Here is a 14207-nt window from a genome sequence, read left to right on the forward strand (position 1 = left end):
AAAAAAAATTTACAACAAACTTAAATGGTTAAAATTCAATTCATATAAGCATTATGGCTTTTACATTAATCAAAGTACGAAAGATAGATGAGATTGGATCTGAATCTCTTATTGTTTCAAAAACACTTATAGTGTAGACTTGGTTGCTATAGTTCTACTGCTGATCAGTTGTGACTCAGTCACAAGAGTTAATCAAGAATTTGATTCAATAATAAGTAATTTTTATATGACCAAAGATAACTGGAGCAATCTTTTGCGATCGCTCTATTTATTATGGTGATTTTTTATCAGTAATAAATGGCTAATATGCCAAATTAACTGTTAATTTTTGCATGAAAACTATAATTTTAAGGAGGATAATCTAGTTAGGCGATCAACTGCTGTTTATATCAATCAGATGTTAATTTTTTCTATACTTAGAGTAATTTTCTCAAGTCAGAAAAGAGCTATAGAATTACGATTTCTATAGTTTTTAATAGTAAATCATGCTTTAAATGTGCAACACCATTTATGGAGAAACTTATGGCAGTGACGGAAGCAAATCTTGTGGCAATTGATTACCAAATTCGACAACTGCGAGAAATCCAGCCAGTCACACCTTTATTTAATCATCTAAAACAGAATCAAATAGAACATCAAGACAAAATTATTGATAATATACCTTTAAATCTACGCGATAAAATATCCAAGCTAACCAGTAATTCTCCTATTAATAAACTAGCTCTATATTTATCAACTATTCAAGTTTTATTATTTAAATACACTGCTCAAGAAGAGTTTGTGATAGCAACGGGAGCTTTGAACCTAAACAAATCTGATAGCTTAATATTCTCCCGATTTTTTAGACAAGAAATTATTTCATTTAAGGATTTACTCAAAATTACTCGCAGTAATCTCCAAGAAGGATACAGTCACCAAACTTATGATGTAGACGTTCTTGTCGAAACCTTTATTGCCAGAGGCGGAAATCCAGCAGCGATTTTTGATATTGCTCTCACCCAAGAAGGATTGTGCAGTCGCAGTTCTTTGTTAAACAATTTTCAACTAGTTTTTGAAATTGATGCTCAAGATACTTCCGTTTCCGTAACTTTCCCAAAAGATGCTTTTAGTAAAGATTTTCTTCAGAGAATGCTGGGGCATTTCCGACAAATCCTAGAAACTGTTACAGCTAATCCTGATTCTGAATTGTCAGAAATCGAAATATTAACTCCAGAGGAACATTATCAATTACTGAGAAAATGGAATAATACAGAAATTCAATATCCTCAAGATAAATGTATTCATCAGCTATTTGAAGAGCAAGTAGAGCGTAGTCCCAATGCAGTAGCAGTAATATTTGAAAATCAACAATTAACCTATCAGCAATTGAATGAGCGAGCTAATCAGTTAGCTCACTATTTGCAAACAAAAGGTGTAAAACCAGAGGTACTGGTAGGTCTTTACCTAGAACGTTCCCTGGAAATGGTAGTGGGACTATTGGCAATTCTCAAGGCGGGAGGGGCTTATGTCCCATTAGATCCTAGCTATCCAGCAGAACGCATAACTTACACACTTCAAGACGCAGCCGTCCCAGTATTGCTGACTCAAAAATCACTATTGCCATCTTTAGCAAAAAATCAGGCAACTGTGGTGTGTTTGGATGCAGACTGGGAGATAATTGCCGCCTCTAGTCAAGACAATGTAAGAGTTAATGTCCAGCCACATAACTTGGCATATGTGATTTACACTTCTGGATCTACAGGTAAACCCAAAGGAGTATTAATCAACCACCAAAATGTGGTGCGTCTATTTGCTGCTACTGAAGATTGGTTTCACTTTGGTGCAAGTGATGTTGTAACGCTCTTCCATTCAATAGCCTTTGACTTTTCGGTTTGGGAACTCTGGGGTGCTTTGCTGCATGGTGGACGTTTGGTGATTGTACCCTACTGGGTAAGTCGCGATCCTTCAGCTTTCCACACCTTGCTACGTCAAGAGCAAGTTACAGTTCTCAACCAAACACCATCCGCTTTTCGCCAACTTATCCGGGTGGAAGAACTAGGAGGAACCGGGGAATCAAAACTGAACTTACGCCTGGTAATATTCGGTGGCGAAGCTTTAGAACCACAAAGCTTGCAGCCGTGGTTTGAGCGATACGGAGATCAATCGCCCCAGTTAGTAAATATGTACGGAATCACAGAAACCACCGTGCATGTTACCTATCGACCACTGACACTAGCAGATGTTAACAGTAGTCAGAGCTTAATTGGTGTTCCGATTCCCGATTTGCAATTGTACATCCTGGATGAACAGCTAAAACCTCTACCTATCGGTATCAAGGGGGAGATGTATATTGGTGGTGCTGGGTTAGCGCGGGGTTATTTGAATCGCCCAGAATTAACTGCCGAAAGATTTATTAACAATCCATTTAGCGACGAACCAGACGCAAAGCTATACAAAACAGGTGATTTAGGTCGTTATCTGGAAAATGGGGACATTGAGTATCTCGATCGCATCGATAATCAAGTTAAGATTCGGGGTTTCCGCATCGAACTTGGAGAAATTGAAGCCGCACTAGTAAAACATCCAGAGGTGCGGGAGGCAGTGGTGATAGCCCGAACTGACCAACCAGGAGACAAGCGTCTAGTAGCTTATCTAGTTGCCACACACAGTCCCTCTCATCAAGCATCTGAGAAGCAATCCCATAGTGAGCAGATATCACAATGGCAACAAGTATTTAATGATACTTACCGCCAGAATGCTCCCACTCAAGACTCAACCTTCAATATTATCGGCTGGAACGACAGCTATACAGGTCTACCCATTCCTCAAGCACAAATGAGTCAATGGTTGGACTCTACAGTAGAGCGGATTCTTGCTTGGCAGCCTAAGCGGGTGCTGGAAATTGGTAGCGGTACAGGAATGCTGCTGTTTAGGATTGCTCCCCAATGCTCGCGTTACTGTGGCACTGATCTTTCCGAGAATGCCATCCGTTATGTTGAGACGGAAATGCACAAAGGTGGCAGCAATTGGTCACAGGTGGAGCTAATTAACAAACCAGCCCACGACTTTGAAGGTTTTGAAGCCAAATCATTTGATGCTGTCATCCTCAACTCAGTTGTGCAGTATTTTCCGAGCATTGATTATTTAGTAGGTGTCTTAGAAGGTGCGGTGAAGATGGTAGCACCAGGGGGTTTTATCTTTGTGGGAGATGTACGCAGTCTGCCGTTACTAGAAGCTTTTCATACCGATATCATGCTCTACCAAGCATCTGAGGAGCTAGCCACAGAAGATTGGTGGCAGCTTGTGCAGAAAAATCTCCAGGAAGACCAAGAACTGATCATTGATCCAGCCTTCTTTAATGATCTTGTGCAGCATCTGCCGCAAATTAGCCAGGTGCAAATTCAGCTAAAACGAGGTCGCGATCGCAATGAACTGACAAGGTTCCGCTATGATGTGATTCTCCGTATAGGAGACGAAATTTCTCCCTCAATTGAACCTCAGTGTTTGGACTGGCAGCAAGATCAGCTGACATTGCCTACGGTTCGCCAACTTTTACTAGAGACACAGCCAGAGATGCTACGCGTCAATAGCGTTCCTAATGCGCGTGTGTGGAAACAAGTCAAGCTCCTAGAACTCCTGGCAAAAGATGAGAAACCAGCCACAGTTGGTGGTCTACTCCAAAATCTAGAGGCTTTCACCCAGCAAGAGGGAATAGAACCTGAAGATTTTTGGAGCCTGAGCCATGATTTACCTTATAACATCGCCATTAGCTGGTCAGATACAGGAAAGAATGCTTGTTATGATGTTGTGTTTAGTAGGCGATCGCTAGGGCTAAGACATGGAATACTACCCCTATCAGGGGAAACACCTCAACTAAAACCCTGGAGTCAATATGCCAATAATCCTTTACAGAGTAAATTAACTCGCCAGCTAGTTCCACAGCTACGCAGTTTCCTGAAAAAGTCTCTTCCTGACTACATGGTTCCCTCTGCCTTTGTGACGCTAGAGGCACTACCGCTAACAGCCAACGGCAAAGTAGACCGTCGCGCGTTACCCGCACCCCACACAGCCAGAGCAGATTTAGAAAAAGCTTTTGTTGCACCTCGCACTCTAGAAGAGCAGGTACTAGCCGACATTTGGGCTGAGATTCTGAGTCTGGAACGAGTTGGTATTCACGACAACTTCTTTGCTTTAGGCGGTGATTCTATCCGCAGTATCCAAGTTTTAGCATTAGCAAAAGAAAGAGGTTTGCACTTCTCTGTTCAACAGATGTTTTTGCATCAGACAATTTACGAACTGACGCAAAACCTCGCAACAGCAGAGACTAGTAATAAAATTACCGAGAAAGTAAAGCCATTCGCGCTCATTTGTGAACAAGACCGCCTCAAGTTGCCCGAAAATGTGGAAGATGCTTATCCTCTAGGCAGACTTCAGATGGGGATGTTGTTTCATAGCGAGTACAGTCCTAGTTCTTCTGTTTATCAAAACATCAACAGTTTTCATCTAGGAGTTACTTTCGATGCAGCAAAATGGCGCATGGCTGCACAGGAACTTGTTGCTAATCATTCTGTACTGCGGACTTGCTTCGATATGAGTAACTTCAGTCAGCCGTTGCAGTTAGTTAGGCGCACAGTTCGTGTTCCCTTAGTCGTAGAGGATCTACGCCATTTATCTGCTACGGAGCAAGAGAGGATTTTGGATGCTTGGTTTGCAGCCGAAAGACAACAAAATTTTAATTTGGATAGTCCTCCTCTATTACGCTTTCATATTCATCGCCGCACCGATGAGACATTTCAGCTAACTATAATTGAACACCACGCCATTCTCGATGGCTGGAGTGTGGGTCTATTGTTCACTGAGTTACTGCAAAGATATTTGTCCTTGTTAGGCGAAGAAATTACGCCACCCGATTCACCACCTGCAATTACATTCCGGGACTTTATTGCTTTAGAACAGAAAGCCCTCAATTCCCAAGAGTGCCGACAATATTGGTTAGAAAGACTCAACGGTATTACTATTACAAAGTTGCCCCGTTGGTCTCCATCCTACTACTCATCTGACTCTGAAAAATTAAGTACATTGGGTACTCATGAAGTCAGTCTATCTTTAACAGTTTCTCGTGACTTGAAACAGGTAGCAAACAAGGCAGGAGTGACACTCAAAAGCGTACTTTTAGCAGCACACATGAAAGTGTTGAGTGTGCTTTTTAACCAGTCCGATGTCTTAACAGGTATGGTATCTAATGGTAGACCTGAAGAGGGTGACGGTGAGAAGATACTGGGACTTTTTCTGAATACTTTGCCCTTGCGTTTGCAACTTCTGGGTGGCAGTTGGATAGACTTGATGCGGGAGACATTCAAGGCTGAACGAGAATCCCTACCCTACCGACGATACCCTCTAGCTGACTTACAGTGGCATTTAGGTGGTCAGCCTTTATTTGAGACTTCATTTAATTTCACCCATTTTCACGTTTATCAAAGTATCTTAGGTTTGCCAAATTTACAGGTATTAGATAGCAAATTTCTCGGAAAAACAAACTTTACTCTGGGAGTCCACTTTACTTTAGATATCTTCTCATCTCAGATCAACTTAACCTTGAAATATAATGCTAGCGAGTTGTGTCAAGAACAGGTGATTGCCATCGGTGATTATTACACTAGCACCTTAGAAGCAATAGCGGCTGATCCCTCACAACATTATGAATCTTGGAATTTGCATCTTTTAGAACCAGACAAAACTGCAATATCTCATGCTCAGAAAAGCCAGTTTTCCCTACAAAAAATTGAAATTAAACAACATCTCGATTACTGGCGACAACAACTTGATGATGGAAGATTACCCAGAGTTCACTTACCTATAGACTTCCCTCGTCCTAGTGTAAAAACATTCAATGTCTCTCGTTTAAACTGGATATTTAAACCAGAAATAGCTTCTAAGTTGCAAGACATTTGTCAACAAGCAGAAAGCACTTTATTTATGGGACTGGTGGCGGCAGTCAAAGTATTACTGTGTCGCTATAGTGGTCAGCATGACATTTCCATTGGGACAGAAATTACCACTCACAACGATTCTCAAGTAATCAAATCTCTCAATACACTAGTTCTCCGCGACCAAATAGAGCCAACACAAGGATATCAAAATCTGCTTGCACAAGTGCGTCAAACTGTGACTGAAGCATTTGAACACGCTGATTACCCGTTTGATATTTTGGTAGAAGAACTAGCAATTTCTCAAGAGATTAACCGTACACCATTGTTTGATGTGTTAGTGCTGCTACAAAATTTTGGTCAAGCTGTATTTACAGAAGAATTACACATCAAATCTCTAGATTCACTAACTTCTACCAGCAAATTTGACCTGTCTTTTGTATTTAGCGAACACGACGAGCAACTCAGGTTAGATTTAATTTACAACACAGATTTATTCCAAGCTGAGAGGATGCAAAAATGTCTCAACCATTTCGATAATTTGCTCACAGAAATGCTAGATCATCCTAGCCAACCTCTTTGCGAATTTTCTATCTTATCACCAACAGAAAATGCTTTTTTACACAGTTTTATCCAACCAATACCCCGCTTAGAAACCCGTACAGTTATCCATGATTTTAGCGACCAAGTAAGAGTTTTACCAGACAAAACAGCAATTATTTATCCTGGTGGTGAATTTAGCTATCTTGAATTAGATACACTTACTAACTTTTGGGCGAATATCTTTAAAGATTTAGGTATTCATAAAGATAGTATTTGTGGCGTAATGTTTGAAGGAGATTACCGTCAAGTATTAGCCATGTTAGCGGTCTTTAAGACTGGGGGAATTTATTTACCTCTGCGTTTAGATGAGCCAGAAGAACGCACTTTACGCATGATGGTCAAAACATCCCCTACTCTGATGGTAGTCGATGCCGAGAATTTAGATATTGTCAAACCCCGACTAGCAGTATTACCAAAACCACCTCAAATATTGGTATTGACTGCCCATAAAATTCAGCAATACTATCAATGGGATGGTACAAATTATCAATGCTTGCCTGTAGTAGCAAGTCGTGATGAAAAAACTTTAATTATGCCTGATGCAGATGATTCTAACTATATTATGTTTACATCTGGGTCAACAGGTGAACCCAAAGCCATACTTGGTAGTCATGGCAGTTTGCGTCACTTCCTCAATTGGGAAAAATTAGAATTTGGGATTAATCAAAACTGGCGTTGTCTGCAAATTGCAAAAATTAATTTTGATGCTTATCTGAGAGAAACTCTTGTCACTTTATGTTCTGGAGGCACTCTTTATATTCCTGATAGCACAGACCGCGAAGATTTAGAAAAGTTATTACTGCGCGTAGGAGAATGGCAGATTAACTTACTGCACACTGTACCTTCGGTGATGCGCCTATTTTTAAAGGCTGGTCAAAATTTAGCTAATGCTGATCAATTACTCCAGAACTTACAAGTTTTGGTGTTAGGAGGAGAACCTTTATTTGTCAAAGAACTATGTGAATGGCATCAAGTTTTTGGTTCTCAAACCGAATTTGTGAATATTTATGGTGCCAGTGAAACCACTTTTGTCAAACATTTTCATCGGATTCCTGACCCCAATAAAATTACTTACGCCAGAGTTCCTGGAGGTAAAACATTGCCAGAAGCGGCGTTTGCAGTCATTGATGCCACTCGTCCTTGTGCTGTAGGAGAAGTAGGAGAAATTTTTGTCAAATCACCTTATTTAACAAAAGGCTATTACCAAGACCCAAGTTTAACCAATTCCGTTTTTGTACCCAATCCTTTGAATCATGGCACTGATATAGTTTATCGTACAGGAGACTTGGGAAGACTGCTACCAGATTTAACGGTGGAAGTGATAGGACGCAGCGATAACCAAGTGAAGTTGAATGGAGTACGGATTGAGTTAGGAGAAATTGAAGATGCACTAGCTGCTATTGATGGTGTAGAAAAAGCATTGGTAATTGCTGAGAAACAAGAAGAATTAGTGAGAGTAATTGCATATTATCAAGCAAATAATTCTATAAATCAGCAACATATTAGCAGCCAATTAAAACAAGTTTTACCGATTTATATGCTGCCAACTCATTTGATGCAGTTGGCAGATTTTCCATTATTACCCAATGGTAAAGTCAATCGTTCAGCACTACCAAAACCAGAAATAAATATTACTCAGACAAGTAATAAAATCACTAGATTTAATCAACAAGAAGCTGTATTAGCCTCGATTTGGAGTGAATTATTAGATGTAGAGGTAAGTGATTCTAATCAGTCATTCTTTGAACTAGGGGGAAATAGTTTAAAGGCAATGCGTTTAGTATCACAGATCCGTAATCAATTCGGAGTTGCACTGCGATTGCGGGAAATTTTTACTCAAAATACTTTAAAGGCGCAAGCTGATTTGATTCAATCACGACAATAAACAATGATCATGATAAAGTCACTATCGAATCAACAATATTATGAAGTATCCCACGCTCAAAGGCGGATGTGGATTCTGCACCATATAAGCGAATATTCCAGTGCTTACAATATTAGACTAGGAATGAGAATCAGTGGCAAATTAGATATCGCCGCATTGACAGCAGCTTTTCAACAACTTGTGAATCGCCATGAAATTTTGCGTACTACTTTTACAAATGTTGCAGGCAAAATTCAGCAAGTTGTACATGAAGAGATACCTAATGAAAAATTAATATCTTTTCAAGATTTAAGAGAAGAAAAGAATGCTGAGACAATAGCCGATCGCTTGATTCAAGAGTCAGCAAACTCGCGATTTGATTTAGAGCAATTACCTTTGATGCGAGTTTTATTAGTACAGATTAAGCCAGAGGAATTTTTATTTGGATTGACCCTGCACCATATTATTGGAGATGCGCGATCGCTCGATATTCTTTTCCACGAGTTCGTTACTTTATACTCTGCTTACACACAGCAAAAAACTGCCGCCTTACCCCCACTACCATTGCAATATAAGGATTATGCTGTATGGCAAAATCAGTGGTTAGCAACTGAGGAGGCCAAAGAACAGCATCATTATTGGTGCGATCGCTTTGCAGGAGAACCACCTATATTTAACTTACCTACCGACTTTCCTCGACCACAATTTAAATCTTCTCAAGCTGGTACATATACTTATAATTTTAGTCAGAGTCTCAGCGAAAAGCTACGCTCTTTTGCGGCTGGGAATCACACAACTTTATTTATTATTCTCTTAACTTTATTTAAAATATTACTCTATCGATACACCGGACAGCGTGATTTAGTCATTGGTATCCCTATTTCTGGACGTAATCATCCAAACCTAGAAAATCAAATTGGCTTTTATGTTAATACCTTAGCTTTAAGAACTTTACTCCCAGAAACGGGAACTTTTCAACAAGCATTGGCAGAAGTAACAAATACTTGTCTTGATGCTTATGAGTATAATAATTATCCTTTTGACCAATTAGTATCTGCCCTCGATTTAGAACGAGATTTATCAAGAAATCCATTATTTGATGTGATGTTTTCACTGCTAAATCAAGATAGTAAAGCAGTGATGAAAATTCCGGGAATTGAACATCAAGCTTACCCACTAACACCACGAACGGCTCAATTTGATTTGAGTTGGAGTTTTTTTGAAAATGCCAACGACTTAAGATTGGTTATAGAATACGAACCGGATCTATTTCGAGCAGAAACGATCGCTAGAATGAGCGGTCACTTTTTAGAAATTATTCAGGCAGTAGTCGAAAATCCTCATTGCCAATTTTCACAAATCAATTTACTAACTCCTGAAGAACGGCATCAGTTACTAAAAGAATGGAATCAAACCGCAGTTGCATATCCTTTAGAAAAATGTATCCATGAGTTATTTGAAGAGCAAGTAGAACGCAATCCCAATGCAATCGCGCTCATATTTGAAGGTCAAAAATTGACCTATCAACAATTAAATGAAAAAGCCAATCAATTAGCTCACTATTTACGAACAAAAGGCGTTAAACCAGAAGTATTGGTGGGCATTTTTGTGGAGCGTTCCATAGAGATGGTGATCGGACTATTGGGAATATTAAAGGCAGGGGGAGCTTATTTGCCTTTAGACCCTAGTTATCCGAGCGATCGCTTAACTTATATGCTCACGGATGCAGCCTTGTCTGTCTTGCTGACTCAGCAGTCTCTATTGGACTCTTTGGAAGCAAATTCAGCCGAGGTGGTGTGTTTAGATCGTGATTGGCACATAATTGCCAACCATAGCCAGCATAACCCCGTCAAATTGGCAAATTCAGAAAATTTGGCTTATGTGATTTATACCTCTGGCTCTACAGGTAAGCCCAAGGGAGTGATGAACATCCATAAAGCTATTTGCAATAACTTATTGCGAACGCTAGATGCTTACCCTCTGACAATAGGCGATTGCATCCTGCAAATAACTCCTTTAAGCTTTGACGCTTCAGTATGGGAGATATTCTGGTCTTTAACATCTGGCACAACTTTAGTAGTGGCTAAACCTGAAGGTCATAAAGATATAGCTTATTTGATGAATTTGATTGCTGAACAAAAAATCACTCAAGTATCTTTTGTTCCTTCAATGTTGCGAATTTTTCTGCAACAACCAAACTTAGAAAGTTGTCGTTGTTTAAAGCGAGTCTTTAGTGGTGCAGAAACACTCTCTTATGAATTGACTCAACGCTTTTTTGAAAATTTCAATTGTGAATTGCATAATCTTTACGGCCCAACGGAAACAGCAGTTGATGCCACTTGTTGGCAATGTCAGCCACATTCTCACAGTCGAATAATTCCTATTGGTCGCCCGATAGCTAATACTCAAACTTATATCCTCGATGAATATCTGCAACCAGTCCCCATTGGCGTTGCAGGAGAACTATATATTGGGGGTGTCTCCTTAGCTAGAGGCTATCTCAATCAACCAGAATTAACTCATGAAAAATTTATTTCTCATCCCTTTGGTGAAGGGAAATTATATAAAACTGGAGATTTAGCCCGTTATCTCAGTGATGGGAATATTGAATATCTTGGTCGCATCGATCATCAAGTTAAACTACGAGGTTTACGGATTGAGTTAGGAGAAATAGAATCAGTTTTAGATACTCATCCCCAAGTAGAACAAACAGTTGTATTTTTGCAAGGAGATACTTCTGAGAACCAACGTTTAGTAGCTTATGTAGTGGGAAAAAACTCACTATTAAAACCCAGTGAACTGCGTCTTTTCTTACAGCATAAATTGCCAGCTTATATGATACCTTCAGCTTTTGTGGTCTTGTCAGAATTGCCATTAAATCCTAATGGCAAGATAGACTATCAGAAATTACCTAAGCCTGATGAAACATCGATAGTAGAATCAAATTATTTACCTCCCCGAAACTCTTCAGAAATGATTTTGGCAAACATTTGGCAACAAGTTCTGCAATTATCAAAAGTAGGAGTAAATGATAATTTTTTTGATTTAGGTGGTCATTCATTACAAGCGATGAATTTGATGGCATTAATTTATCAAGAATTGGAAATTGAAATCCCATTATCGATGATTTATGAAAAGCCTACAGTAGCAGAATTGAGTGAATATATCATCTATGCTAAAGAGATGAATATCCAACCTAAAGAACGTCCTTATGTAGTTTTCAATCAAGCACGAGAAAAAGCAGTTTTTCTATTTCCCCCTGCCCTTGGTTTTGCCGCAGCTTACGCAAATTTAGCTGATTATTTAACAGATTATGCTATCTATACTTTCAGATATATTGCTAATGAGGCAACTTTAGAAAAATATGCCGAATTGATAGATAATATAGCACCAAATCAAGACTTAAAGTTAATGGGACATTCAGCAGGTGGTTTTTTAGCTATGTTGATGGCTCAAAAATTAGAAAGTCGTGGACGTGTAGTTTCTGATGTAATTTTAATAGATACTTATCGCGGCGGGCGTGAAGCTATAAAAGCTGAAATGTCAGAAATTATAGAAGGTGTAGATAGTTTCTTGTTAAATCCCAAACGTCAGGAATTGAGGCGTTACTTTATGGAGAATCAAAAGTTACGCGATCGCACCTACAATCAAGTCTGGGAATACTTTAATTTTCTCTGGCATTCCGATCTAAAAAATGTCCAAATTCATGGCAATATTCATCTCATCCGGGCTGAGGGTAACTACGATTATGAAGATGATTGGACACAAGCTACAAAGGGAGAACGCATCAATCATTATGCTTATGGTGTCCATCGGGAGATGATTGATCCTCCCTATCTAAATCAAAATGCGACTATTATTAATGCGATTCTTAGTTAGAATTTAAGACAAAAATAATTAACCGCAGATAGATGCAGATGAGTTTGTAATTCAGCAGACTCAGAAATACTAGTCAAACAGGACTAATGCTTTGGCAAAAATTTCCTCATCGGCTCTAGTTTCTAGAATTGATTTAACTAACTGGATAAAATCCCAATCTATTTGCATATCATTATCAATAGTTTTGCTAGCTGCGTAGAAACTAGCATCATTAATACTTAACTCGTTGGTAGTTCCTGTTTGTAATTTATCTTTCCTCCGATCCCATGAAAGTGATTTACCACGCAAAGTAAATTCAAACCATAATATTTCATTATTTTGCAATTCAAATAAGACATCAAAATAAGGTTCTTCTCCTTGAAACCAAATTTTTAGTTTACCTTCATTTAATTTCTGTTTTAATACTTTTTGTTCAATTTGGCGCAATGATGCTCCTAAAGAGATAATTTCACTCTGGCTGAGGGTAATTTTTTGATTAAACATTGATAATATTGTCATGATTTAAAATCAGTATTTAATGAAATTTAAAATACTCTAAGAGGATATTTAAAAAGTTTTTAACAATGTATTAAATCAGTATAGATCCCCCTAAATACCCCTTAAAAAGAGAGACTTTGATTTTTGTTCCCAGCTTAAAAAGAGAAACTTTGATTCTTGTTCCTCCCTTTTTAAGGGGGGCTAGAGGGGATCTGAATATACTTAAACTCACAGCCGAAGACTTCTCAAACACTCTCTAAATACCTAATTAATTACTAGTTCAATATAAAATAGCTTTGATCAAAGTGTATTTGGTGATAATATTCGTCCTGATTGTACACAAATAACTTGAGATGAATTCAACCATTGGGCATCAAAAGAACTTAAGTGAGTTGTTGTAATTAAGGTTTGAAAACGGTCTTGAATAGCATCAAGTAATTGATTTTGCCGGGAAGGATCTAGTTCAGCTAGAACATCATCCAGCAAAAGTAATGGTGGTTCTTTAATAACTTCTTCAATTAGTTGCAATTCTGCTAATTTGAGGGCTAATACTAAGGTGCGCTGCTGACCCTGAGAACCGTATTGACGCGCTGGAGTTTGGTTAATAGTTAATTCTACTTCGTCCCGATGGGGGCCGACAAGGGTGGTATTGCGGTTGAGTTCGGCAACGGCACGCTGTTGTATTTTGGTTAAAAAAGCTTGCTGGACTTGTTCTGGCTGGGTTTGGGTTAAGGGAACATTAGGTGTGTACTGAATCTGCAAAAGCTCAGTGCTACCACTGATGCTGGCGTGCCAAGCTGCTGCAATTGGTGCTAATCTTTGCAGTGCGCGATCGCGTCTTCTAATCACCTTTGTACCAGTAATAGCTAATTGTGCATCCCACAAAGCCAGTTCCGATTTTTGGGTGGTGGAGATAGAATCTTGCAACTTTTTTAACAAGGCATTGCGTTGGCGTAACACATGATTATATTGCTGTAAGATGTGGGCATAAACTGGTTCTAGCTGAACTAATAAAGTATCCAACCAGTTACGCCTTGCTTCCGGACTACCACGGACTAATTCTAAATCTAAGCTAGAAAACTGCACAGCATTGAGGACACCCAAAAAATCCATTTGTCGCCGCAAAGATTCACCATTTAACGCCACAGTGCGGCGACCGTTGCGACGCAGAGTTAAACTGAGGTCAATTACGCCAGTTTGTCGTTCTACGACAGCATCAATTTTGGCTACTGGCTCACCTTCTTGCACAATATCGCGATCGCGTGCCATCCGATGCGATCGCAATGTCGCCAATAACTCCACAGCTTCCAATAAGTTAGACTTTCCCTGAGCATTATTCCCCACCAAAATTGTTTTAGCAGCAGTAAATTTTACTTCTTGCTCTTGGTAGTTGCGAAAATGCCGGAGATTTATGGTTTTTAGGTACATAGGACAAGGCAAAAGTAAAAAGGTGAGCCACTGCGTTGGTGTTAGCGTAG

The 14207-nt window shown here is 39.3% G+C and carries 4 protein-coding genes; 2 read left to right on the plus strand and 2 right to left on the minus strand.

The window, feature by feature from the left end:
• The first annotated feature begins 522 nt into the window (after window positions 1-522).
• Together CLI64_RS00930 and CLI64_RS00935 are read left to right on the plus strand one after the other, a co-directional pair.
• Complete coding sequence (locus CLI64_RS00930) at window positions 523-8394, plus strand: non-ribosomal peptide synthetase (protein ID WP_192881645.1); 7872 nt, start codon at window positions 523-525, stop codon at window positions 8392-8394.
• A gap of 3 nt (window positions 8395-8397) precedes the next feature.
• The gene (locus tag CLI64_RS00935) at window positions 8398-12252 is read left to right on the plus strand and encodes a non-ribosomal peptide synthetase (protein WP_225977467.1); all 3855 of its coding nucleotides are present in this window, start codon (window positions 8398-8400) and stop codon (window positions 12250-12252) included.
• Window positions 12253-12321: 69 nt separating this feature from the next.
• On the opposite strand, the gene CLI64_RS00940 is transcribed toward CLI64_RS00935, so the two are convergent.
• Both CLI64_RS00940 and recF read right to left on the minus strand, forming a co-directional pair.
• Window positions 12322-12750: a hypothetical protein gene (locus CLI64_RS00940; protein WP_225977468.1), complete on the minus strand. Its 429-nt coding sequence runs from the start codon at window positions 12748-12750 to the stop codon at window positions 12322-12324.
• A gap of 279 nt (window positions 12751-13029) precedes the next feature.
• Window positions 13030-14157, minus strand: a complete 1128-nt coding sequence (recF, locus tag CLI64_RS00945; RefSeq protein WP_103135482.1) for a DNA replication/repair protein RecF — start codon at window positions 14155-14157, stop codon at window positions 13030-13032.
• Between the last annotated feature and the right edge of the window lie 50 nt (window positions 14158-14207).

The sequence above is a fragment of the Nostoc sp. CENA543 genome (assembly GCF_002896875.1).
Classification (GTDB): Bacteria; Cyanobacteriota; Cyanobacteriia; order Cyanobacteriales; family Nostocaceae; genus Trichormus.